At 58.0% G+C, this 24,800-nt stretch carries 20 protein-coding genes; 14 read left to right on the forward strand and 6 right to left on the reverse strand.

All coding sequences use genetic code 11. The features are described 5' to 3' along the window. Window positions 1–738 precede the first annotated feature (738 nt). Window positions 739–1,440: a secretin N-terminal domain-containing protein gene (locus XH85_RS10500; protein WP_128931822.1), complete on the reverse strand. Its 702-nt coding sequence runs from the start codon at window positions 1,438–1,440 to the stop codon at window positions 739–741. Window positions 1,441–1,630: 190 nt separating this feature from the next. On the opposite strand from XH85_RS10500, the gene XH85_RS10505 reads away from it, so the two are divergent. The 11 genes from XH85_RS10505 (at window position 1,631) to XH85_RS10555 (ending at window position 10,733) form a co-directional block, all read left to right on the forward strand. Further along, complete coding sequence (locus XH85_RS10505; RefSeq protein ID WP_128931823.1) at window positions 1,631–2,152, forward strand: nodulation protein NolB; 522 nt, start codon at window positions 1,631–1,633, stop codon at window positions 2,150–2,152. Between the two features lie 17 nt (window positions 2,153–2,169). After that, complete coding sequence (gene sctJ / locus XH85_RS10510) at window positions 2,170–3,024, forward strand: type III secretion system inner membrane ring lipoprotein SctJ (protein ID WP_245474224.1); 855 nt, start codon at window positions 2,170–2,172, stop codon at window positions 3,022–3,024. Window positions 3,025–3,045: 21 nt separating this feature from the next. Next, window positions 3,046–3,660, forward strand: a complete 615-nt coding sequence (locus tag XH85_RS10515) for a nodulation protein NolU (RefSeq protein ID WP_128931824.1) — start codon at window positions 3,046–3,048, stop codon at window positions 3,658–3,660. Next, on the forward strand, window positions 3,657–4,280 hold the full coding sequence (gene sctL / locus XH85_RS10520; RefSeq protein ID WP_128931825.1) for a type III secretion system stator protein SctL: 624 nt from the start codon (window positions 3,657–3,659) through the stop codon (window positions 4,278–4,280). The genes XH85_RS10515 and sctL overlap by 4 nt, the downstream gene beginning before the upstream one ends. Further along, window positions 4,277–5,632: a type III secretion system ATPase SctN gene (sctN, locus tag XH85_RS10525; protein WP_128931826.1), complete on the forward strand. Its 1,356-nt coding sequence runs from the start codon at window positions 4,277–4,279 to the stop codon at window positions 5,630–5,632. Before sctL ends, sctN begins: the two co-directional genes overlap by 4 nt. Continuing rightward, window positions 5,608–6,144 (forward strand): hypothetical protein, encoded by a 537-nt coding sequence (locus XH85_RS10530; protein ID WP_128931827.1) that lies wholly within the window; start codon window positions 5,608–5,610, stop codon window positions 6,142–6,144. Before sctN ends, XH85_RS10530 begins: the two co-directional genes overlap by 25 nt. A gap of 57 nt (window positions 6,145–6,201) precedes the next feature. Then, window positions 6,202–7,257 carry a type III secretion system cytoplasmic ring protein SctQ gene (gene sctQ, locus XH85_RS10535; protein WP_128931828.1) on the forward strand — a complete coding sequence of 352 codons (1,056 nt, stop codon included), beginning with the start codon at window positions 6,202–6,204 and terminating at the stop codon, window positions 7,255–7,257. Beyond that, window positions 7,250–7,915 carry a type III secretion system export apparatus subunit SctR gene (gene sctR / locus XH85_RS10540; RefSeq protein WP_128931829.1) on the forward strand — a complete coding sequence of 222 codons (666 nt, stop codon included), beginning with the start codon at window positions 7,250–7,252 and terminating at the stop codon, window positions 7,913–7,915. Before sctQ ends, sctR begins: the two co-directional genes overlap by 8 nt. Window position 7,916: 1 nt before the next feature. Then, window positions 7,917–8,192: an EscS/YscS/HrcS family type III secretion system export apparatus protein gene (locus XH85_RS10545; RefSeq protein ID WP_025038819.1), complete on the forward strand. Its 276-nt coding sequence runs from the start codon at window positions 7,917–7,919 to the stop codon at window positions 8,190–8,192. 691 nt (window positions 8,193–8,883) lie between these two features. Continuing rightward, on the forward strand, window positions 8,884–9,699 hold the full coding sequence (sctT, locus tag XH85_RS10550; protein ID WP_128931830.1) for a type III secretion system export apparatus subunit SctT: 816 nt from the start codon (window positions 8,884–8,886) through the stop codon (window positions 9,697–9,699). Then, window positions 9,696–10,733: an EscU/YscU/HrcU family type III secretion system export apparatus switch protein gene (locus XH85_RS10555; protein WP_128931831.1), complete on the forward strand. Its 1,038-nt coding sequence runs from the start codon at window positions 9,696–9,698 to the stop codon at window positions 10,731–10,733. Before sctT ends, XH85_RS10555 begins: the two co-directional genes overlap by 4 nt. A 180-nt stretch (window positions 10,734–10,913) precedes the next feature. Here XH85_RS10555 and XH85_RS10560 read toward each other — a convergent pair whose 3' ends face one another. The 4 genes from XH85_RS10560 to XH85_RS10575 all read right to left on the reverse strand — a co-directional run bounded on the left by XH85_RS10560 (window position 10,914) and on the right by XH85_RS10575 (window position 16,728). Further along, window positions 10,914–11,546, reverse strand: coding sequence for a CpaD family pilus assembly lipoprotein (locus XH85_RS10560; protein WP_128931832.1), 633 nt, complete (start codon window positions 11,544–11,546; stop codon window positions 10,914–10,916). 10 nt (window positions 11,547–11,556) lie between these two features. Continuing rightward, window positions 11,557–13,005, reverse strand: a complete 1,449-nt coding sequence (locus XH85_RS10565; protein ID WP_128931833.1) for a type II and III secretion system protein family protein — start codon at window positions 13,003–13,005, stop codon at window positions 11,557–11,559. Between the two features lie 27 nt (window positions 13,006–13,032). After that, complete coding sequence (locus XH85_RS10570) at window positions 13,033–13,722, reverse strand: response regulator (protein WP_128931834.1); 690 nt, start codon at window positions 13,720–13,722, stop codon at window positions 13,033–13,035. 2,028 nt (window positions 13,723–15,750) lie between these two features. Next, window positions 15,751–16,728, reverse strand: a complete 978-nt coding sequence (locus XH85_RS10575) for a hypothetical protein (protein WP_245473950.1) — start codon at window positions 16,726–16,728, stop codon at window positions 15,751–15,753. A gap of 608 nt (window positions 16,729–17,336) precedes the next feature. On the opposite strand from XH85_RS10575, the gene XH85_RS10580 reads away from it, so the two are divergent. Beyond that, a complete protein-coding gene (locus XH85_RS10580; protein ID WP_128931836.1) occupies window positions 17,337–17,777 on the forward strand; it encodes a VirK family protein in 441 nt (146 codons plus the stop codon). A 765-nt stretch (window positions 17,778–18,542) separates the two neighbouring features. Here the strand turns inward: XH85_RS10580 and XH85_RS10585 are convergent. Further along, complete coding sequence (locus XH85_RS10585; protein ID WP_128931837.1) at window positions 18,543–19,412, reverse strand: hypothetical protein; 870 nt, start codon at window positions 19,410–19,412, stop codon at window positions 18,543–18,545. Window positions 19,413–21,736: 2,324 nt separating this feature from the next. Here XH85_RS10585 and XH85_RS10590 point away from each other — a divergent pair. Next, window positions 21,737–23,077: an NtaA/DmoA family FMN-dependent monooxygenase gene (locus tag XH85_RS10590; protein ID WP_128931838.1), complete on the forward strand. Its 1,341-nt coding sequence runs from the start codon at window positions 21,737–21,739 to the stop codon at window positions 23,075–23,077. A gap of 34 nt (window positions 23,078–23,111) precedes the next feature. Then, a complete protein-coding gene (locus tag XH85_RS10595) occupies window positions 23,112–24,800 on the forward strand; it encodes an ABC transporter substrate-binding protein (protein WP_128931839.1) in 1,689 nt (562 codons plus the stop codon).

Here is a 24,800-nt window from a genome sequence, read left to right on the forward strand (position 1 = left end):
CATTTCGATCTGAGCGGGCGTAGCCGTTTGGCCAGTGAAGACCCAGTCGTCCTTGGCGCGACGACCGTTCGCCATGGCGAAATCTCCAATTTCCGGCGGAGCAACCCCTGCGTGCAATGTGGGCCCAGCTTGAGACGGTCCAGCGTGAGGTGACCCGGCCCGCATGAGCCAAGGCTCAAGATCTTGCCAAACAAGCTCGTTGCCGAAATCGGAGGCGTCCGCGCGGTGTTGAGCGATCGGCTGTTTGGAATTGGACCGCTCGCCGCCGCTCAATGATGGCTCGACACGCGATGATCTGCCTCCGAGTTCCTGCCAAATTAAATCCTGGCTGTATTCGGGTATTTCATGCAATGCTATTAGTTCACGCTCAAACTCCCTTGGACCGGCGGGCAATGAGGACGAGTGGGACGCTGGGTTGTTGTCCGCCCGGCTTAGCGCGTTGAAGTCCATCCTGTCCCTCCTTTTGGACAACGGAGTGGCTTTCATTCTTATGCGACGAAGCTCATTGAGTTTAAAGCTCGCATGAGGCGCTAAAGTGGCAAAGCACGCTCACCGATGCTGCTGGCTAGAGTTCTGGTTCGCATCCGTGGCTCCGGCTTGGACGTTTATTGCGCCACCCAGCGGCATCGGCCATCTACACATCCGCGCTCTGACAATTGCAGCAGTAGCTTTCGAAAAGCTGACAAAGGGCATAAGCAGACGCATTGCATCTCTTCCAGGCCATCTGTTGTCTTCAAGTCATTTCTTACCTGCATCGGGTGTGTGGACCACGCCGTCTTGATGTGGTGCCTCCGGCGAAGGAGCCTCATTCGGTCGTCCTTCGCGAATGACCACGCTGGAGGATCCCCGAAACAGCATCAAAACCGAATCGTGCGGCGGCTTTTCGGCACCGCTCGGGTTTCGCCGTGCCTGTGCCTCCGCCGCAAGTCCTTTTACTGTTTGCTCCACAAGCGCGACAAAGCGGGGTGGACCAGAGGCGAAGACGAGGCCATCTCCCGGTACGGGTCTCACGATGTAACGCTCGTCGGAGATGTTGAGCGCATCGAGTGCCGCCTTGAACGCATCAAAGCTGATTGGACTCAAGACCAAAAGGCGGCTTTGCGCCTCATGCGCATCGGATATGTAGAGCACCAGCCCATCGTAGTACCATTGAAGATTGTAGAGATTAATCAACCGTTCGAGGAACTCTCGCGGTGGGAGATCCGGCATTCGCCCGCGAATCCGCCCCTTCACCCCGGTGCTGACATTGACTCTGATATTTAGGTTGTTGCCGAATTCCTGCAGTGCGGCCGCGAGGTCCTGATCCAGAACTGTGTAACTATAAGGCGTCGATGGCAGCGCCAGGGGAGCGCCGAGCGCCTCGACGACGCCAAAGCAAATGAAAACACCAGCATAGAGAACTTTCTTCAAGATGTGCAGCCTTGTGGATGGGATAAGCATTCCTGCTATTTTTACACTTCAGAACAAGCACCGGAATTTGTCCCAAAATTTGGAATCCGATGCCTCGTCCCAAATTGGAAGCTAACCGTGATCATTAGATGACAGATGCTCGTCAGTTTTTGGTCAGCTTGCTTCTCCAAGGTGCGGCCCATTCGTGTGAACGAACGGCCCATCTCACCACGTGACAGAAATGATTTCCTCCATGTTGGTCGGCGTTACGTCGATCTCTGCCAACTCCGTCGAGTGTGCCTCCAACGGCTGTTCGCCGGCACACGCTCAGTTTGGCGAGAGTCTTGCGCAGGTGGCCTCGAACCAAGGTGCCGGCTCTTCTGTGACCGAGCACGCGCCAGCTCCATCGCTGCCGGAAGTGCAGCGCGCAGTAGCGCCGGCGAGCCCGCTAGGCGATCGCGTCCTTCAGAGCATTTCTGCTATCCACCAGGGCAAACCATTTCCGCCGGGTGCAGTTTCGCCGACGCTCGTCGGCGAGCCTGATCCTACCAGGAGTCTGCAGCTTGGGCCGGCCGCACAACCGGTCTTGCGCGTGCAGCAAGTGGAGGTACATCCAGTGGGCCAACCGGAGGGTGTGGATCATTTCGACTCGGCGCTAGCGAATCTGCGGGATGTTTACAACGGCGTCATCCAGGTATCGCTCATCTCCAAGGGGACAGGTGCTGTCAGTTCATCTCTGAATAAGCTTCTATCGGCGGGCTGAGCGGGCCGTTGGCTGTCTTGACGAAAGACAAGATCGGTAATGGCCGGCCCGCAAGAAAGCGGCTTGATGCTCTCGTCCTGTTGCTGCTTTTGCTGACCCTCGCCGGTTGCAAAGCTGATCTGTATACCAAAGTTCAGGAGCGTGAAGCGAACGAGATGCTTGGGCTGCTCCTGAGCAAGGGCGTCGATGCCATCCGTGTCGTCGGTAAGGATGGGACCAGCACGATTCAAGTGGAGGAAAGGCAGCTCGCCTACTCAATCGAGCTGCTGAATGACCATGGCTTGCCGCGCCAATCCTTCAAGAGCCTTGGTGAGGTGTTCAAGGGGGCGGGCCTCGTTGCCTCTCCGGTTGAGGAGCGAGCCCGCTACGTCTATGCTCTCAGTGAAGAATTGTCGCGCACGATCAACGATATCGATGGGGTTCTCTCCGCCCGTGTTCATGTCGTTCTGCCGAAGAATGATCTTTTGCGACAGGATGCAACCCCGTCCTCGGCGTCGGTTTTCATTCGGCACGCCTCCAACGCGAAGCTCTCAGCCTTGCTGCCGCAGATCAAGATGCTCGTCGCCAACAGCATCGAAGGTCTATCGTACGACAAGGTGGCGGTCGTGTTCGTGCCGGTTGAGCGAGCTCAGCATGAGGTCTCCGTTGTGCCAGCGGCAGCTTCCGCCGAACCAACCAAATTCATCGCAACTCACATTGCGATCGGTGCAGGAGGTGCGCTCGCCGCGTTGGGCATTCTATCTTACGTGCTGCTGAGCACACGTGGGCGACAGCTTCGTCAATCCTGGCGCAAAGTGACAAATCTCGGCAGAGGTGCCAGCAAGCCAGCGGTCCAGTCCGCCGGCAAAAAACTGTCCTCCGATCCGAAATAGGCGGCAAGCAGGTCCGTATCGATGGCATCCACTGACCCAAATCATTCATCGCATTCCGATCGCCTGCGCGAGCTTGCCGCTTTGATTCATCCCGGCCGGTTCGCCGGCCATCTTGATGGGCTCCTGTCGGCCGCCACAGTGCTGCAGCTGCAGAAGACTCCGAGACTGCAGCAAAGACTGGTCGAATTGCTGCTGGGCAGTGAGCTGGTCTCGAACGGAACCGACTGGGGTAGGGATGTTCTGCTCGGGCATGATCCGCGTCGGGCGGCCCTGCTCGCTGGCAGTATCTGGCATGCCCGTTCGGTGCTCAAGCTTGTGTCAAAGCACGATGTAGCGATTCTGATCGAAAATATTGGTGCGGAAGCTCATGCTTTCGCAATCCGACACTTATCCAGCGCCGTCGCTACCACATCGATTGACGATCCGCAGAAGCTCGCGAGCCAGATTGAACATGACGGATGTGCCTGCCTTGGTGCTTGGCTCAAGGACGCATCAGAGCTTGACCGTGTCCGCGTTCTTTTCCGCTTACCTGTGGGGACCACCGCCGAATCCCCAGCAGCCGAACACCACAATTCAGCGGGTCAGTTACTGTCTTTGGTGGTGGCCCACTTGGCCACGGAGGAGCCAGCGGCATGACGGCCAACGAAACAGTCTTGCCAGATAGCCCGCGGATACGGCCGCTTGGTCCGCTCATACCAGCCGCGGAACTTGGTGTCTGGTACGATGCGGTGCAGACGCGCGCGTTAGCCGAGCGATATCTGCGGCAGGTTCGCAGTTGGGCAAGGAAAGCCTATCAGCAGGAGCGGGAGCGCGGCCATTGCGAAGGTCTTAGGTCAGGCTCGGACGAAATGGCACAGCTGATCGCCCGAGCTGCTTCCGATGTGGCCCGGCGAAAAGCCGTTCTGCAACAGGAGTTGCCACAGCTCGTGATTGAGATATTGACCGATTTGTTGGGCTCCTTTGATCCGGGTGAGATGTTGGTAAGGGCCGTTCGTCACGCCATCGAGAAAAGATATGGCAGCGCAGAAGTATGCCTTCACGTGTCTCCTGTGAATGCTGATGCACTAAGGCATGAATTCGTGGCGTTCGATGGAACGGATAGTCGGCCGAAAGTCAGAATTGATCCGGACCCAACCGTGGGGCCTGACCAGTGCGTTCTGTGGAGTGAGTTCGGCAGTGTCGATTTAGGACTTGCCGCGCAGCTCCGCACATTGCGTCTTAGCCTTAATCCATCTTCTCAGGAAAGCGATCCGTGACGACGCAACGATCAGGCCTTGATCAATCGGCCGGAGAAGGAGATGTGCATGCGGCGATAGCATCTCTAAGATTCGCAGCAAAGCATGTCGATACGCGTGCCGTGCGGGGACGGATCACGCGTGCGATCGGCACCTTGCTCCATGCCGTGTTGCCGGGGGCCCGTGTTGGAGAACTTTGCCTGTTGCAGGATCACGCTTCCGGATGGTCACTTGAAGCGGAAGTCATCGGTTTGCTGCCGGACGGGGTGTTGCTGACGCCCATTGGCGATTTGGTAGGCTTGTCCCACCGCGCGGAAGTGCTCCCGACCGGACGCATGCAGGAAGTGTCAGTCGGGCCCGACCTGCTCGGCCGCGTGATCGATAGCTTCGGCCGTCCACTCGATGGCAGGGGGCCGATAAAGACGGTCCACACTTGTCCGCTCCGCGGCAAGGCGCCCAACCCGATGATGCGGCGTGGCATCGAGCATCCGTTTCCGCTCGGGGTTCGCGTGCTGGATGGACTTCTGACGTGTGGCGAAGGTCAGCGGATCGGAATCTATGGAGATGCCGGTTGCGGCAAGTCGACGCTGATGTCGCAAATTGTAAAAGGCGCGGCCGCCGATGTCACCGTGGTTGCGCTCATAGGAGAGCGTGGACGTGAGGTGCGTGAGTTCATCGAACGTCATATTGGAGATGCCCTCGCTCGCACGATCGTTGTCGTTGAGACATCCGATCGATCGGCAATGGAGCGGGCGCAATGCGCTCATATGGCGACCGCACTCGCCGAGTATTTTCGTGATCAAGGGCTGCAGGTCGTTCTGATGATGGATTCGCTGACGCGCTTTAGCCGTGCGATGCGCGAAATCGGCCTTGCCGCAGGAGAACCTCCTACCCGGCGCGGCTTTCCTCCTTCCGTCTTTGCGCTGCTGCCTGGTCTGTTGGAGCGTGCCGGTATGGGCGAGCGGGGCTCGATCACGGCATTCTATACCGTGCTTGTCGAAGGTGACGGCACGGGCGATCCGATCGCCGAAGAGTCGCGCGGCATTCTCGATGGTCATATCATTCTTTCGCGCGCGCTGGCCTCGCGAGAGCATTTTCCCGCCATCGACGTGCTGTCGAGCCGAAGTCGTGTCATGGATGCGGTCGCCTCTGGTCCACATCGCAAGGCGGCATCCGTCTTCCGCGATCTGCTCTCGCGCTACAATGAGGCTGAGTTCCTGATCAAGGTCGGTGAATACAAGCCGGGCAGCGATCCACTGACTGATCGGGCAATCGATTCAATCGAGGAACTGCGCGCATTCTTGCGCCAGGGACCGGACGAGCCGTCTAGCTTTGAGGAGACCGTTTCATGGATGTCGCGTCTGACGGCCTAAATCTCGTGCAAGCGTCGAAATTGCGGCTGGTGAAAGACATGAGAGAGCGAAGCGCGCTTCGTGAATTGTCGAACATGGAAGCCAGGCGCCGAATTGCGGTCGAAGCGCTGCAGCGAGCGTCTGAGAATCTTGAAGGCGCGGAGAATCGTCGCGCCAAGGTCGAAGCTGAACTTTATCAGGAGCTGGTGTCGCTCAAGACGATGTCCGTGACCGAGCTCGATCGTCGCTGTCAACTCGTCCTTGGGCGACTGGCAGCACAGATCGAATCGGCACGCCAGGCGCGTGAGCAGGCGCGCGTCGCGCATGAGCAGGCTCAGCGGTCAGTGAATGAGGCGCGGACCATATGGGCCAAGCGTTCGGCGGCGAGCCAGAAATGGGAGGAAATTGAGGGCGATGTCCAGCGCACTACCGCTGTCCGTTCGGAGTGTGCGGCCGAAATTGATGCCGACGACGAGGTTTTGCTCCGATATCAGGGTGGTTCGCGCAGCCAAGCGGTCGGTGGCTCGAACTGATGGCTCGTTCTCTTACGACGTCGCGAGCTGCGCCCGTGGAACCTGCCGGTAAATGCCGTGGGTGAACCCGCATTATTTCAGCCAGCGGTAAAGTTGTCGCATGGCGTGGTCTCGTGGCTCAACGAGGTCGCCGCACCACGCACGGTTCTGCAGAGCCGCCTTGGCGATAAGCCGCTATCGATCCGTATAAGCCGGCTTGTTTGGCAGGCCGAGCCATATGCCATGTCGATGCTCGACTGCGTATTTTGCGCCGGAGACGAGACCGCTGTCTTGTCCTTGCCCCGCCTTCTCGTCGAGGCGCTGATTTCAATGGTCCAGTATGGCCTTACTTTACCTTCCGACCCAACCCGCTCGCTGCTTCTCGAACTTGCTCTGGAACCTTGGCTCGCTCGATTAGAGATCATGCTCGCGCGGAATTTGCAGCTGATCCGCATCGAAGACGCGACGGCCAAAGACCCCTATTTGGAGCTCGATGTTACTTTCGGACCGCTGGCGGCCAAGGCCCGCCTGTTCTTGTTCGCGCCACTTGACGGTCTGGTTCCGTCTGCGTTTCGTGTGTTAGGCGAGTTGATCGGCCAGTTACCGCGAGACTTAGGCAAGATTTCTTCGGAATTGCCGGTCGTGATTGCGAGAGAGATCGGCTCGCTGCGGGCGCCCGTCAGGCTTCTTCGTCAAGCACAGCCCGGCGACGCACTGCTGCCCGACGTCATTCCATTTGCCCATGGCCAGCTCATCCTCGCTGCGGACAAGTTGTGGGCGCCGGCGCAGGTCGCGGGCGACAGACTTATCCTTCGGGGACCATTCCGCCTGCAGTCCCATCCTCTAAGGTATGCAAATATGACGATACGACCCCAAGCGGAGCAAGCAATCCCGCCCTCGGAAGCCGACATCGACAGTGTTGAGATCACGCTTGTGTTCGAATGCGGCCGCTGGCCCATCCCGCTGGGTACGTTGAGAAGCATCAGCGAGGGGCACGTGTTCGAGCTTGGCCGGCAGCTGGACGGTCCGGTCGACATTGTCGCCAACGGTCAATTGATCGGCCGCGGCGACATCGTACGTGTCGGTGAAGCGTTGGGCATCCGGTTACGTAGCAGGTTGGCGGTCAATGGTTGACATTCAACCGAGCATCCTTGCGCTTGTTGCGGCGACCGTCGGCCTCGGCCTGTTGACGTTCGCAGTCGTCACAACGACGGCGTTCATCAAGGTTTCCGTCGTTCTCTTCCTGATCCGCAACGCGCTCGGCACTCAGTCCATACCACCGAACATCGTTTTGTATGGCGCTGCATTGATCCTTACCGTGTTCATAGACGCCCCGGTATTCGAGCAAACATACAACCGCGTGACCGATATGCAACTTCGTTACCAAACCGCCGACGACTGGTTGACCGCCGCCAAGGAGGGCAGCGAGCCGCTGCGCGCCCATCTCAAGAAGTTCACCACTGAGGAGCAGCGCACGTTCTTCCTGTCGTCGACGGAACATATCTGGTCGGAGGAGATGCGCGGCAACGCAACAGCCGATGATTTTGCAATCCTCGTTCCGTCCTTTTTGATCTCGGAGCTTAAGCGTGCGTTTGAAATCGGTTTCCTTCTTTATCTTCCGTTCATCACAATTGACCTGATTGTGACGACAATTCTGATGGCCATGGGCATGTCAATGGTGTCACCAACAATGATATCCGTTCCTTTCAAGCTCTTTCTGTTCGTCACAATCGACGGCTGGTCACGGCTCATGCACGGATTGGTCTTAAGCTACGCATCTCCGGGGAGTTGAGATGGACGAGGCCAGCATCCTCACCCACCTGAGCCGATCACTGGTCCTGTTCATGATCTGGGTTTTACCGCCGCTCCTGGCAGCCCTCGTGGCCGGATTGGGTATCGGCATCGTGCAGGCCGCAACCCAGCTCCAGGATCAAACCTTGCCGCTTACCGTGAAGCTCCTCGTCGTCGTCGCCGTGCTCGTTCTGTTTGCTCCGGTGCTGAGCGCGCCGCTGATCGAGCAAGCCCAGCATATCTTCACTGAGTTCCCCGCGCTCACAGCGAGGTATTAGTGCGCGGAACGCACGGCTGTCTAAGTTTTAGCTATAGCGCGCGTTTGTCGGCCTTGATTGTGAACCACAAAAGGGCGAGTTCGTCAGCTTATCGAAAGCTCGCCTCACTAGCATGCGATGGATAGATATCCGAACTGTCCTGTTCGGCTCCGTGAGGCTGCCGTATTCGGAGGAAGATGATCCCATTTGGAAGTTCTATCCATTCGATTTAGGGGTTGCTTACAACGTGATGGAATTACCTGCTAAGACCTGGTCCTCGATGCTTTGCCTGGCGAGTTGTCGACGCAGTGAACGGGCGAACCGCTTTGATTGCAAGCGGCCCCACGATTCTGGCGTTCTGGTGAATGAGCCTGCGAATGAAGGTGCCGCTCGAGACCGATCTCCATAGACTGCGAAATTGATGGAAGCTTTGAGGCCCTCAGATCTCCAAACCGCGCTGCGGCCGGTGAGAGCGGAAGAAGCGTGGCTTGTAGGCCCCGCAGCGGCGCGATTTCGCCGGTGCTCTCATTGAATGATCATACCTCTGCGCCGGATGGCTGTAGTCATATGGATGGTTGAAGCCGAGCCTTGTGCGAGGCCTGTCGCTCTGCAACCGCTGGCACAGGAGATCTGCAGAGTTCTTGACGTCTCACATCATGGCGACGCGAGTGCGACGGTTGCATTGGCTGAAGGAACGACGAGCTGAGCTCAAATGGATGCCTTGTCACCCACCGAGACGCGAACTCTGATTCAGACTGCTGTCGAGTTCGTCGTTGCGGGCGGACTTGGCGCGGCCCGGGCCCTCGGCATTATGCTGGTTCTTCCGGTATTCACGCGACCGCACATTAGCGGGCTTATCCGCGCAAGCGCTACGCTTGTGATTGGATTGCCTTGCTTGATGCAGATCAGGAACGGCTTGCAGACACTAGATCCGGGCACGCGTATGATTGCGGTCTCGCTCCTCGGTTTGAAGGAGATATTTATCGGCCTGCTGTTCGGTTTTCTGCTTAGTATACCACTTTGGAGCATCCAGGCCGTTGGTGACATCATTGATACGCAGCGCGGCATCTCCAGCCAGGTGGACGATCCTGCCACACGCAGTCAAACCGCCCCGATGGGGCTCTTTCTCGGAACTGCCGCGGTTACGATCTTCGTTGTATCAGGAGGTCTGCAGACCATGGTCAGATGCCTCTATGGAAGTTATCTGATCTGGCCCGTGTATCGGCTGCTACCGCCCCTGACCCACCACGGGGCAATGGAGTTTATCGGGCTTCTCGACCATATCATGCATACGACCCTCGTGGTCGCCGGGCCCGTGCTAGCTCTGCTGCTTCTGATCGACGTATCCCTCATGCTGCTCGGGCGCTTTGCGCCGCAAATCAAGCTGAACGATCTCTCTCCGACCATCAAGAATGCCGCCTTTGGCATCATTATGGTCAGCTACGCCGTCTTCCTGATCGAATATATGGGAGCAGAGATCATTCGGTTCAACGGCGTGCTGGAGTGGCTCGAGAAGTTCTTGAAATGAACGACACGAGCGAAGAGAAAAACCTTCCACCAAGTCACAAGAAGCTGAGGGACGCGCGTAAGAAAGGGCAGAGCCCGCGCAGCGCCGACTTTGTGACCGCGGCAAGCCTTTGCGCTGGTTTCGGCTGCCTGTGCTTTAGGGCGGGCCCGATCGAAGACGAATGGCGCGAAGCCGTGCGGCTCATCGACAAGCTGCAGGAACAGCCCTTCACCAGTGCGGCCCGGCAGGCGTTGGTCGGATTGATGGACCTTTCTGTAACAGCCGCGGCTCCCATCCTAGGTGCGGCGGTTGTTGCGGCGATTTTGGCCGGTGTCCTGGCCGGCGGCGGGCTGACGATTTCGGTTGAGCCGCTTAAACCCAGCTTTGAGAAATTGGACCCCGTCAAAGGGCTGAAGCGGATTGTCTCCCAGCGGTCGGTTGTCGAGCTTGGAAAGTCTATCGTCAAAGTTTTGGTTCTTGGCGCTACGTTCGTTTTTACTGTGCTCGCAAGTTGGAGGGCACTGGTATACTTGCCCGTTTGCGATTTGAGCTGCTTTGGTTTTGTCTTTAAAGAGCTCAAAGTGCTGATCGCGATTGCTGCCGGCGCTCTTCTGATTGGCGGCTTGGCCGATCTGCTCATTCAGCGTTGGTTGTTCTTGCGCGACATGCGCATGACGCAGAGCGAAGCCAAGCGCGAGTCCAAGGAACAGGATGGTAATCCGCAGATCAAGGGTGAACACCGCAGGCTCCGCCGGGAGTCGGCGAACGAGTCTCCGCTCGGCATCCATCGGGCGACAGTGATACTGACGGGGCGAGCGACATTGATTGGGCTGCGCTACGTTCGGGGCGAGACCGGCGTCCCGGTACTGGTGTGCCGCGGCGAGGGCGAAACGGCTTCACAGTTACTGGCGGAGGCGCGCGCCCAACGTCTGAGCATTGTCGAGGATCATGTGTTGGCGCGTCAGCTGATCCGAAAAGGTGCGATGGGCAAGGCCGTTCCGACGGAGTGTTTCGAGAGGGTTGCAAAGGCAGTCTTTGCCGCCGGCCTAGTTTAGCGTCGCGCAAAACAGCGATGCGCTCAAATCTCTCGTCAACGACCCAACTGTCCCAGAACCTGATCTGGAAACTGCACGATGCCAAGAAAATGTATTCCAGGAGGCTCGTCGGCCGATTCCAAGACTGATATGGACAAGAATGCCAACCGACGTTCATGCTGCTCGGGTCTTACGAGCCGCTTATTGGGTTTCTGGCGCAACCCTGTTATGCGTTTCATCCTCCAAATTGCTCCTGTTGCCCGCCGACGTGGCCCCACGTGCGGTGATGGGAAGCACTGCACGATCACCACTGGTCGGCATGACAGCGCCATTGCCTAACAAGTCGCCAGGTTCATTGACCATGACCGCAAGGTTATTCCGGACTGAGCAGCCAAGGGTTGGATTGAACGAATTGTCGTTCACTGTAGGACCGACGATGGAGAGCGAGGGGCAGACCGGAGGATGGGCTTCGAAAGTGATCACTTCGATCCTCACCCCGGAACGAGCCGGCAAATCCGCACGAGAAGCCGACAGGCTGATGTTGTAGGTGGGCACGCCCATGGCGCGAGCCTCGTGGGCCACCTGTGCAATGAGTCTGGGTGGGCCGATGACACCCACATGGAGGGCATCCCGCCGGCCGCGACTGGTCGCTGCAATAAAGCTTCGCAGCCGATGCCGTTCGGGGCCACGAAGGCTCTGCAGGAACAGCACGCTACTCTTCTGCTCGACCTGGATCTCTTGGTCAGCCGGCGCGGGCTGGATCGAGGCAGTATTTGCGCAGCCCCCCAATGTTGCTCCAATAACGATCGGGTAGCACAGATGTCGCAAAGTCATTTGGCGATCCTCATTCGATAATAAAGCCGGCGCTGCCGGTCAATCCTGGTGCGCTGGCGCGAGGCGCATCGCGCTCTCGCGGCGGCCGGGCCACCGTGTTCGTCAAAATCCGCCCCGCGTCTGAGGGCGGTGAGATGCGGTCGCTCGGCGCACTCATCCGGTTCGGGTTCGGTCCGGGCCGCACGATGTAGGGCGTGACAATAATGACCAGCTCGGTTTCACGTTTTTGAAACGATGAGGAGCGAAAAAGCGCGCCCAGGATCGGCACATCGCCGAGCCAGGGAAACTCGCCGATATCAGTGTTGAAGTTGCGCCTGATGAGGCCGCCGATTGCAAAGCTCTGACCGCTGGCGAGCTCGACCACAGTGCTCGCCCGCCGAGTCGAGAGGGCAGGGACCGCCATGCCATTGATTTTGACTTCGCCTTCGCTCGACAATTCGCTGACTTCGGGCTTCACACGGACGTTGATCTGATTATTGTTGAGAACCGTCGGAACGAACTCGAGGCTCACGCCGAACTGGCGAAATTGGACGGAAACCTGCCGGTTGTCCTGCATCACCGGAATGGGGAATTCGCCGCCGGCGAGGAAGCTTGCGGCTTCGCCGGACATGGCCGTTAAATTCGGCTCAGCCAGGATTGAGGCGAGGTGCTCGCTCGCGAGAGCGTCGAGAACAGCGCTCAGGTTGGTATTGCCGGCGCTAAACCCAATCCCGATCGTGCCGCCCCCGCCGGCCGCGCCGGACCCGCCCCCTTTGCCGGTCACAAGGAAAGCGCCGTTTGGGCTCGAGGCCGTGAAGTTGATGTTGAGATCCTTGACGGCGCTGCGGGAGACTTCTGCCACCCGTACGCTGAGATTCACCTGCAATGAGCCGGCGACCTGGATCTTGTTGACAACCAGCGCGCCCGCGCCAAGAAATTGCTCAGTGATCTTCCTGGCGGTCTCGACGACATCGGCATTAGGCGCCGTACCGCTAAGGATCGCGCCGCGCGGGGTATAGCTGACCTGAATTGGATAGTCGCCGACCTCGGCCTTAAGCGCGGCCCGCAGATCCTCGATCGGTTGGGTGACGACAACACGCAGCTCGGCGAGAGCCTCTCCGTTGTCGTTCAGGGCAAACAGGCTCGTCCGTCCGGCCTTTTTGCCAAACACGAAAATCGTAGTGTTCGATGGTGCCTGATAATCCGCAATCGCCGGGTCGGCTATAAAAATGCTCGCAGCCGGCCCGGTCAGATGAACTGTCTTGCCCTGTGAGGAGGTAAGGTTGATCGTGCCCGTGGTGCTGCCAGGCGCCGCACGTGGCGGTTCCCCTTTGCCATCCCGCTTTGTCTGAGCTGTGACAGCAAGCGGAAATAGCAGCGCGAGTGCGCACAGGACGTAGCAGAGGCGGTGAAAAGCGGAATAGTGCGAGCCGCTGGCGGCCATCGGCGGCTCGCCGGCTTCATTGTTAACCACGTTCAAGGGAGTGTTGCTTTCAAGTTGGCTCGGCTAGGCAGCCGATGCTGCGCCAATGAGTTCAAGGGTGTAACCGACACCGCGCGCGGTCCTGATCCTTAGCGTTGCACCCGCCTGGCTCAAATGCGTGCGTAAGCGATAAATCCCGACTTCCAGCGCATTGGTCGAAACCTCGTCGTCAAATGCGTACAAGCTATCTTCGAGCGATGCGCGCGGCACGGTACGGCCGGCGCGGTTGAGCAGATGTTCAAGAATGCACACTTCGCGGCGCGCAATTCTGAGGATTCGACCACCGACCGAGACCTGTCGCGCGATCGGATCGAAATGCAGATTCCCGAATGTCACTACCGGCGTCGTCATTTGCGTTGACCGTCGCAAAATAGCCCGCATGCGAGCAATGAGTTCGTCGATAGACACAGGCTTGGGCAGAAAATCATCTGCGCCCGCATTGAAAATCGCAATCCGCCGTCTGAGATCATTGAGACTGCTCATCATCACGGCCGGCATTGACCGTCCCTCGCGCCGCAGCTGCTTCAGCCAGTCCAATCCGTCTCCATCGGGCAAATCCGATTCGAGCAGGACCATGTGGTAGTTCGCGCAATCGAGCGCGGCCGCCGCCTCATCCACGGTGCGTGTCACGTCGACGGCGAAGCCGCAATTTAAGAGTGCTTCCTTCACCTCGCGGGCAAAGTCCGCATGATGATCAACCAGGAGAATTCGCATTTCATCGCCTCTCGTCCATCCACGTCAAGACCTGAGCGCGTCACGATTGACCATGGGGCTCGATGGAACTGAGAGGCGGCTGGATTGGTGTGAATTTGAACAGCCCGAAACAAGAGGGCGGAACATGTTGACAGTCGATCAGTCTCTGCCGGTCCATTGTCGTCAGATGGACCACGGACCCCTCGGGGCTGCTTACGACGTCGGCGCCGCTCAACATGCCGCTCATGCGAGCAAGAGAGCTGATTCTGTTTGAAAGGCTGAAGGCCGCGGCAGCCCGCTGACGCGTTCGTGGGCCGATCACAGCCATTCTTGCATGCATTGAGCCGGCACCTACAGTCCGAATAGCGCCAGGCCGCGCAATCGTAACCAAAGCGCGGGAGATGATCGGATTTGTGGCTGAACAGATGAGCGAAACCGACATTTGGAAACTTCCCCAATTCGTCTTGGTCTGCGGTCAGTCTTGCTGGGCTGTTGAGCCTGTCGTGTCGTGAAGTCACGACAATGCAAGCCTTTCCGCATTCGAAGACACATCACGCGATGCATCTGGCCAATGGCTTCACACGCCGAGATGCTCGACGAAACGATCAATGGCCCTCCCGGCTTGAAGAACGCCCTCTCGCAGCCAACTGTTTGCACGCAAGATGCCGACCGCCCTGAAGTTCCGCCGCGCCGAGGTCCCCTCGTCCGCCGCAGCCCAGCGAAAGCTGCGAACGATCCAATCGAGCTCCTCGGTGTTGTCATCGCGCATAGATCCAGATGGCTACACCAGCACCATTTCCTCTTACGGGGTGCACGGCGCCAGAATGATCGGATCTCGCCCAGTAAGGGCCAGATGGCGACCGCCAGCGTTCTGCTCGCGCGCTGCATCTTGATTCACTTGCGAGGGGATCGGCGCTCCGTCCTTCGATCTGAAAATGGGCGATGTCGGACGCTCGCCCCGGAGAGGAGAGCAGCATGACGGGGCGGAGCGGCTGAGCATTGTGCTTTTGAGACGTTCGCAATTCTTGCTACCTGTCAGGAAGAGTACACGCGAGCGGGTTCTGTGTCGCGGGGCTGTCGGAAATCCTACAATCTGACGCTAGGTGAGATTCAAGTGCCTTTGACCGCTGGTCGTAGCAGTGCTCTCGAACTCGCAAGCATTCTGGAGCGATGACGACAGATCCGAAACCAGACTGTCGACCTACGCGTAACGCTCGTGCCTCTCCCCATTGTCATGGGCATTTCGTCGGTCCAATCAAAGCGTAGCTTGAGCCAAAGGCGATGACAGTTTGTGAAGGCGGTCGTCTTTGCTAGCCTTAAGGTGTGACGTCACGGTCGTGCGGTCGACCTCGTGCGCGCCAATTCAGCAGGGAGACAGTGGCGCCCCGTGATGCTTCTATGTGACGCGCAGGAGCTAACCTCTGGGATGCAGGCGCCGGAGCGCAAAAAGCTGATTCGACCGGCAAGGGACTGAAAAAGGAATCGATTGCCAAACGACATTCTTGAAGGCTGCCTCCATAGATCACGGTCGACTATGGGGCTTTTAGGCAAGATCGGCAAAATCGATTGTTTTGATGGAACGCATCCAGGTCGCGAATAGGCTGTTGTGCGACGGTACGGCTAGCCGCTGAGCGAGACTCTATTGACTTGATCTTTGATGCGATCGCGTTCGAGCTCTTGTGATTGATCGCACCATCGATGGCCGGAAACGATCGATGCGCGGCCTTAGTGGCTCACGTTTTGAACTTTCTTCCAAATGTGTCGCGTCGACTGGGTCGATGCGAGGAGAGGCTGCAGCACTCGAATGAGGCCCGTGGAAGAGCGAACAATGGCGCGAGTTTGTGTCCTCCTCCACTGTCGGGTACCTCTTGGGATGTGGGCGCGCCTTCGTCCCTCGCGCAGGTCAAGGGATAGGTTGATCAGAGCCTGTGTCCAAGCCATTACCGTTGTTCGTGAAGCGGCGCCGCCGGGATGACCCTTCCTTCGGGTGGTCATCTAGTCAGCATTAAGGGACCTACGAGCATGGCGCAGTCGCCAGTTGGCTAATCGTTACTCCCCAGTCTCCCGCTTGAAGGGATTTTCTTCGCTGGCAACTCGATAGCTTTCCAAATTGCCGCCCAGGAACAAGCGCTCTGTCTCACGGGTTGGCGTTCTGCCAAGCGAACACATCAAATCCACATCCGCATCGATGTTGTCGCTATCCTCCACATTCATTCCAAGGCCAATACTGCTCAGTACGTGGTCGGGCGTCCAGACCGCAGACTTCGGTACGACGTAGGTATGCAGCGTGTTGGCATTGTTTGCGATCGCTCTCGCCTGGTGGTCACGGGAAACGCTGAGTTTCGAAGGGTCTTCGACCAACGACACGAATGGAGAAGCGGTCTTACCGCGCATATGCCATCCAGCCTGGCGTGCCAGGTCCAGGGGATATCGCTCCAGAGGATCTCCAATGGAAGAATGATCTCGCGCCGTGTTACGGACGTGTGATATTGCAGATGTGGTGGCTTCCGTGCGCGGTTTGCAATCGCTGTCCTGGTTCTGGAAACGATGCAGCTTGAGATATGTCGATGCCGCTATATTGTCGAAAATGCGATCCCGGTCGACGCCGTTGTCCCCCGCTGGCGCCCATCGCGCTGATTGCTTTTCGGCGAGGGCGATCTCGTTCTTGAGCTCTTGGAGCGTGGCGCCCATTAGCGTTGCCGCAAGCTGGGCGCGCGCGCCGACAAATGATGGGGCTGGATAGCGACTGGTTTCCGAGGCCGCCTCGCCTGGCGCAGACGAGGACCTGGCGGTGGCGGAATTTGCCGCTAAGGGGACTGAAGCCGAGGTTGGGCAGACCGGATCTACGTCGTCTAAATTCAAGTCATTCAGCTGCTGCTCGAAGCTTGCTTGATCGTCTGAACTGTGCGCCGGTGCGCTAATCTGGGTGTTAAGCTCGTCCTGTGGCCCGAGGACCCGGTGCGGCTCCTGTAGCGGGTTGTGAACCTCAAAGGGAGTGTCTGCGGCATTTCCTGGATCAACATTCATCTCTTTCTCCCTCCGAAGTGCAGGCAGTCGGCGTAGATCATTGCAGGTGCAGCTTTCGAGAAGCTGACGGACCAGGAAGGAGGTCATTTAGCTTTGGAATGAGTCGAATAGATTCAGTCAACGAGGCGAACGGTCAGCTGGACGGAAGCCGCGCGAAGCGAGGGATCATAATACGGTGCTGCCTTGTGCCTTCTGGCATTGGTGTTCGATCAAGCCGAGATCGGTTCCCCTGACTGAGCCTTCAAGACGGACGAGCTGGCGCTTGCGGCTGGCGTACATCGTCTCCTTATGCAGATGTGAGAACTGCATTCTCTCGCCCGTTAGGACTGCGACGGACAAGCGCAACCGGCTTCCGTTTTGTGGTTTCCAAGCGGAGGACACGCTGGATCAAGTCGTTCTAGTCGATGCGCGCGAAGCTAAGCCACTTCAGCAAACCTGACCTACGAGGTTGTGATGTCGGAATAGCCATCACAGCGACTTGCGCCTCGTTGCGACAGGCTGCTTTTGTACAGGCGCGAGCGCGTGTGGTGTCTGGAATCAGACAAACGGCTTGCGAGCACGACGTCTTTAAAAGTCAATCCGCGGTACTTATCGAGGGAGAAGAGCATATGAAGTTTACTGGCCGAGCACTACCGATTCTGTTGTCCTTGCTTTCGGCCGCGAGCGTGAGCGCGCCGGCGAGAGCCGATGAACCCGCGCCGAAATACACCGAGGTGCTCAGTGCCCTCCAGGCGGGGAAGAATGTAAAGCTCATACTGGACATGAGCCGCTGTACCACAGCGGAGGGTGGCAAGCCTGCGTCGGCGACGCAAGCCGGTCTGGTCATCAATGCCTTCAGGGTGACCGTCCAGAACGGCATCAGCTTCGTCAATGCTCATCAAACGGTCGACAGCTCCGGACATGCCGTGACCGAGTACATCCGCCATAGCCTTAGCCGCGAAGGCAAGCTGACGGTGCGAGCCTCGAAACTTGTCGTCGGGACCACCGAACTCGTGAACCAGGGCGAATTCATCTGCGAACTTCCGGATGGCGCAAAGTTCATCTGGTAACGAAGAGCACAGAGCAGGGAGCGCTTCAAAGACTTGATCCTTTAATCGTGCGGACACCTTCGCACGGATACGGATCCTTTCGATCGTCAGGAACAATCAGAGTGTTTCTGACGGTCGTTTCGTCGGGCGAGGATCAAGTTGCACGAACTTGCTGCTCAGGTAACTCATGAGGGCCGCCGATCTCCATTCGATCTCAGGGATTGGAAGATCGGCGGTTCAGGCAGTCGTCATATGGGGTGGAGCCAAGGCTCTCAGTTGAACGCTTCAGATGAGCTCGCCAAGGACGTCCTCACGCTTTCTGCGGTCATCGTAAGAACATTATTCCCAAGTCGATCCAGCCGCGGGCTCGCGATGATGACACTCGACCCTAGGCCCCCAGGATGCGCTCTTATCTTTCATCCGCCTCTTTTGGGATCCTTTCACCTGAAATCTGAGTGCTGCCGAATGCAGCCACAAGGTGATTGAACCATCCCGCTTAAGATCATCTGGGCTGGCCGTTATGGGTTTGCTCACCGCTCGTAAACTGCGTTCGGACGCAGATCTAGGCTCTCTGAGCAAACGATCCGTGGTTTCGGAAGCTTGAGCAGCTGCCCGAGGTGCCGATGAGGACCTCGTTCAGTCAAATTGCGGCCAACGCAAGAGAAGAGCGGGCCAGTCGCCCGCGCTGGCCAGTTGGACCGGAGTATTATTGGTAGCGCGAAACGCTGATTTCGATGTTTCCGAGCGTCGGAAAAGGCAAATCACCCTTTTCGAAGCCTGTACCACTCAGCCTTTTGTTCCTGACTTTCTGTATGGATTAGATGCGCTAGAGGTCCGATAGTCATCCAGGTTCCCGCCCAGAAATAGTACCTCACGCTCCTCAGTTGGGGTATCACTCACCCATGCCAGAGCGGGTTTATCATTCTCAGTCCCGTCCTCGAGAATACTGACGATCTCTTCCGCCGTCCAAGTTGTGACCCTCGGCACCGTGTAGGTGTGCAACTCATTCGCGTTTTCCGGAATGACTTTGGCGCCATACTCGTTGCCATCGTCCGGCGAAAGGAGCAGTTGTGAGGCCTCCTCGGACAGCGACACAAAAGGCGAAGACCTGGTATCGCCCCTCATGTGCTCTGCCGCTGCGCGACCCAGATCAAGTCGTTGGCCTCCCCAGATATTCCAGGGGGCGACGTTGTAACGCAAAGCCGCCATGGAATGCAAATGGGCCATCGCGCTTTGACGGTCCAACGCATGTGGCTTGCAATGGCTGGCGTGGTTTTGAAAGCGCTGCAGCTCCACGTATGACGATGCCACCACGTCGTCGTAAACGCGGCCACTATCGACGCGGTCGACTGACGATCCACTCGCTCGTGACCATTCTGCTGATCTTTGCGCAGCGAGTTCGATTTCTCTTCTGAGTTCCGCAATGTTGGCGCACGTCAGCGTTGCGGCAAGTTGAGCGCGCGTTCTGACAAAGGATGCAGCCGTGCACCGTTCATTCTCCGGAATAGCTTGCGCTCTCTTGTTACCATCCGTTACCGTCCGGTTCGATCCAGCCCCGGGTGAAGCCAATGCTGCGAGGATTGGCTGAGACTCTCTAAGCCGCTGCTCAAGGTCTGCTTGCGCTGTCTCTTCCTGTTGCGGCTCGAGGTAATGCATCCGAGCCTCGGATCGGTTGACGTCCTCAAATGGGTCCATTCCCTTCCCTTTGGTAGCCTTGTCAATATCATTCGTACGAAGTTGATCCGATAAGGATCAGCAACCGAGACGCGCGCAATGTCGATAAAGCGCACCGGGTCTGGTTCTCGAGCGGATGGGTGGGTTGAGGGCGTACGAGCTGACCGGAGATCCAACTCATTCTTCTGTTCCAGAGTTTGGGCCATCAAGTCGGCATCCTGTCCGGATAAAGATGTTGCCATGCTAGAAGGGTTAGCTGTCGAACAGCTGACCAGACTCATTGCTTGAAGAAAACTCGGGGCTCTTCCGACTATGCCGGCGAGCCTGTTGTTCATTGCAGAGCGGAGTTTGGGAGATGGGGCCATCGTCGCTATCCGCACCACGGCAGCGCCGAGTGAAGGTCCGGGAGAAGCAGCGCGGCGGAAGCGCGGCTATCGGTGAGCTTGAGCGGCGTGGAGAAGTATGCCTGGGGCAGCTTGCATCGGCTCCGAGTGGATCTCCTTTAAATGCTGGTCAAGATGCTAGCTGTGATCCGAACAGCTGAGTCTGGCCGCAGCCGTCGGGCTCGTGTCCTGGCCGGGGTGGCGTGAAGCTCATTGTCCTCTGTCGGGACTGCTGATGCGAGGCCGGCCTCGCGTTCGGTGCGCCGGGCGTTGGCCGTAAAACAAGAGTCGGGCGTGCGACTTCGATCCAGGCATCCGCAACACACGGGTAATGGCTTAACTCACAACATTAAAAGGCTGTGCGGCCGCGAGACGTTGAATTCCCAACCAGACGTGGTTGGGCCACAAACGATTCGGGTGCATAAAAACCGCGGCGGCAAGGACGACTGGCGCACGGGCGCCTCAGTTCGGAAAAGAAAAACGGGGCGTTGACGCTTGCAGCCGATGCGCCACACGATGCACCACAACGTTGGTCGCGCCTTACAAACATATCGCCGCGCAAGCCTTTGGTGTGACCTGCAGGCGCAGCTGAACAAAAAGACCTAGGGCAATCTCCGCGGTCGGTCGTATCGGCCCCTCCTTCCCATCTCCGAGCCCGGCGCGTTTCCGGTCAAAGTAGCGATAGATCCCAGGCACCGACGCATGAAAATTTGACTAGCATCAGTCTTCCTGGGTCGATCCAAAGCCACCAGCCGGGATGGCCGAAGGAAGCGGCTCTTGGCGCTCGCGGGTTGCACTCCTGTTGCTAATGGCAGGACGATGATGGCAGGTCAGAACGCCGGGGCTGCGTCCACCATGCTGGCGGGGAGCGTGTGGTCCGTGATCTTTCTCGCCGGAGATGGCCGCGGACCTCGAGGCTAGCCAGACGGTTCGAACTGGCATTGATGAAGCTGATAGCCCGCGATTCATCACGAGAGGCGCGCCCGACCTCATCTGCGGTGACGCACTCCGATATCCAACTGAGTGATTTCGTGAACGTTGATGCTCCCGATGTTTGACGCTCCAAGGCGTTTGTCTCCAAAAGTAACTGAGTCCCGTGCACATAGCGCGGGCGCGCTCACGAAGAGGGCCTCGAGGACGGGCATTCTTGCAAAGTCGCGGTCGGTCATCATACCGATAGAAAAAGCGAGAACATGCGGCGCCTGCAAGACAATCAAGCGAGAGATCCGCAGCATCCTCGAATGCAGCAGGCGCCACGGTGGTGCAGAAGAAGGCTCAGCGTCCAAGCATGCCTTAACGAGGTATGTATAATCTAGAATGTTTCATCGCATTATTAGATGGTTGGCTTGGTGCGGCCTTATTGATCGGATGTCGCTTTGCAACGAGCAGCATGCGGTTGATCAACAATGTCTCCCAAATCTGTCGTGTGTTTTCGAGCGCATCAATTCATGTCCCTCGCTTTGAGCCGGCGCTGCCAATTAAAGTCGCTGCAATCACGCAGCGCGTGTTCGGGGAGCCTGATCAGAGACCATTTGGGCTAAGCGATGGACAGATAGACGTCGCAATAGAAGGGGATGCCAACAGACGATAGTAGATTGAAATACTCAACTATTGCGTTTGCGTGGTCTCGACCTCTAAAGATCCTCTAGTCGATCCTTGCTCGCCCGGTCGCGAGTCCAAACGTTCCGATCGCGAATGGGCATCAGAACACCTTCCTGAGAAGCAGCTGGCTTGTTGATAGATTCTGGAGCGCCGATGTGAGTGTACTCGTGTGGGATCAACTAGCCGCTGGAAATTGGCTTTCACGACGGCGTCAATCGGCAACCAGCGTGGTCGAAGCTCTTTTGGGCAGCGCCCGCGCGCAGAACATCACAGCACGTAGCGGAATCTTCTTGGCTCAGAGGCGCCGCATGAGGGGTTGTGATGTCTTCGGTTAACTCCATGCTTCATCTTGGCCTAAATCTTCATGGCGCTGGTGGCCATTCCGCCGCGTGGCGCTGGCCGGGTACAAATCCAAGCGCCTTTTTCGATATCGAGCACTACGTCCGGGCTGCGAAGGTTGCGGAGCGTGGTCTGCTGGATGCTGTATTCCTCGCCGATACTCCCGCGATAAACTTCGACATTACGCACCAGCCACCGCTGAATGGGCTCGAACCGACCCTCGTTCTTGCGGTGATTGCACGCGAAACGCAGCGGATTGGCCTGATCGCGACAGCGTCGACGACCTACAATGAACCATACAATCTCGCTCGGCGTTTCCAATCGCTCGATGTCATCAGCCGTGGCCGCGTTGCGTGGAACGCAGTCACGACGTCGAGCCCGGCGACGGTAGCAAACTTCGGCGGTCGAGAAGTCGGGCGAGCGGATCGCTACAGACGGGCCGAGGACTTCGTTGAAACGGTCCGTGCTCTCTGGCTGAGCTGGAGCGGCGAGATGGTCATCGCCGATCAGGCCGCGGGAGTTTACGCAGATCAGAGTCAATTCCGCCTGCTCGATCCCGATACCAATAGTTTCGGCATCCGAGGCCCACTGACGCATCCCGCTTCGCCCCAAGGTCACCCAGTCATCGTTCAGGCGGGCGGTTCGGATCCCGGACTACGGCTTGGTGCCCGCAGTGCAGATGTCGTGTTTGCGGCAGCCGGGGACTTGACGACGGCTCTGCGGGAGGCAGAGCGCCTGCGTGCGCTCTCTCGGCAATTCGGCCGCCCTGCGGCTCCGCTCATCCTGCCGGGCCTTGTCACCTGTATCGGGGGCACCGAGGAAGAAGCGGCTCGTCGCAAAGAAAAGCTTGATGGACTGCTCGATCTGGAGCGCGCCATCGGCGCCCTTGCACGAAGCATGGGTGTGGCGGTCGAGAAGCTCAGCCTCGAGAGGCCAATCCCGGAGGAGATTTTGCCTGATGCAGATCATGTTCCGTTTTCTGTCGGTCACCATCGCACGATTGAAGCTCTGGCGCGTCAAGGTCGGACGGTTCGCGAGATCATCAGCAGCGTTCAAGCTTTTGGCCACCGCTTGCTTGTGGGTGCACCCGAGCAGATCGCGGATTCGATTGAGGCATGGTTCCGCGCCGGCGCGGTCGATGGTTTCAACATCATTCCGGATGTTCTGACCGATGGCACTTCAGCGTTTGTCGACAATGTGGTTCCCATCCTGCAGAAGCGCGGGCTGTTTCGCAAAGAATATCTGGGACAGACTCTGAGAGAGCATTTCGGCATTTCTATTCCTTTCGAGCCGGCACGAGCCACAGCTAGCTCACCGCACTGACGCTTCCTCAACACCAAATCTCTGGAGCCCGGATATGCATTTATCGGATGCGCGGTCAGCGAGGCGCTGCACTGGCAAGTCCAACCGTCAAGCAACAACAGTGGCGGCTACCCTTGTTGTGCTCTTGGGCCTGTCGCAATTGTCGCCCAGCGTTCATGCTCAGGAAGGGGAAGCCGGCAGCGTAAAGCGAGGAGGCGTTATTCGTTACGGGCATTTTCAAGAACCGGCGTGCCTGTTCGGAGGATGGGTGCAGCAATGGTATCTGCAACGCCAGTATAGCGATAATCTAGTTGCCCGCAGCGAGGGTGGGCAGATTGTGCCATGGCTGGCGGAGTCTTGGACCATCTCCGACGACAAAAAGGTGTACACATTCGAGATTAAGCCGAATGTAAAGTTCACCGACGGGACTGCCCTCGATGCGCAGGCCGTCGCTGACAATATCAACGGATGGCTCAGCAATGACCCCGATCTTCGCAATCCGACTGCCGCTCCTTATCTCGGCGATAGCTTCGAATCGGCAAGGGCAATTGCTCCTCTGAGGTTGCAGGTAAAATTGAAGGTGCCGTTCCAGCCCTTGCTGAACGTGTTCGCCCAATCCTCACAAGGCATTCTCTCGCCATCGGCACTCAAACGTGGCCTTGCGGTGAATTGCGAGAACCCTGTCGGCTCAGGTCCATTCATTGTCGACAAGTGGCGCCATGGGCGGGAAGTCACCTTCCGCCGCAATCCCGACTACAATTCGGCGCCGGCCACCGCGAAACATCAGGGGCCGGCTTACGTTGAGGGGATCAGCTGGAAGTTTCTGCCAGATCAGACTGTCCGATACGGCTCGCTGATCACGGGGGAGACCGATGCTATATACGATGTCCCGGCTATCGCATGGAAGGACGCCAATTCCCGCTTTCCAGTATTGCGGCACGTTACCGGCGGGACCCCTCTGCGCCTGGCGTTGTATACGGCCCGGCCCCCATTTGACGACGTGCTCGTCCGCAAGGCCTTTGCCTATTCTACTGACCGGAAGGCCGCGGTCGACACATCCTTCCTCGGCTCCTTGCCATTTGAAGGCAACGGTGCGCTAAGTCAGAGCTCGCCGGAATACCTGCGTGAGCTCGGGCAGTCCTATGCGTACGATATTCGGAAAGCCAATCAGCTGCTTGATCAGGCAGGTTGGACTGAGCACAACCTTAACGGCGTTCGTGTCAAGAACGGCAATCCGCTCATCGTGCGCATTTCCTATTCGTACGCGTTTCTGAAGCCCGATGGCGAGCAAGCCTTGCAAGTTATCCAGCAGCAGGCAAGAGCGGCCGGTTTTGACGTACGTCTTCAACCCACCAATCCGGCTGATTTCTTCGCCGGAAAAAACCTGGGGCCCAACGATTATGAGATCGTGCTTCTTTATTGGGTTGCGCCCGGCGCTGAGATATTCCGAATTTCGTGGAAGCCGGACCAGAATGGCGAGCCCAATCGCTTCAATCCATCGCGCTTCCAGGATCCGACACTTTGGGAGCTGATCCAAAAGGCGGAGCAGGATTTCAATAGCGCTGAACGTACCGGCCTCTATCAGCAGGCGGAACGGAAGATCGTGGATGAGGCTCCTGTGATTGGCCTTACGGTGCTGGACGTGACTTTGGCCACCACCCCGCGCCTGAAAGACGTGTGGCTGGACCACGGGTCAGTGGGCGAGCCCGTCTTCTATGACGCTCATTTCGACGAGAAGAAATGA

This window comes from Bradyrhizobium zhanjiangense (assembly GCF_004114935.1).
Classification (GTDB): domain Bacteria; phylum Pseudomonadota; class Alphaproteobacteria; order Rhizobiales; family Xanthobacteraceae; genus Bradyrhizobium; species Bradyrhizobium zhanjiangense.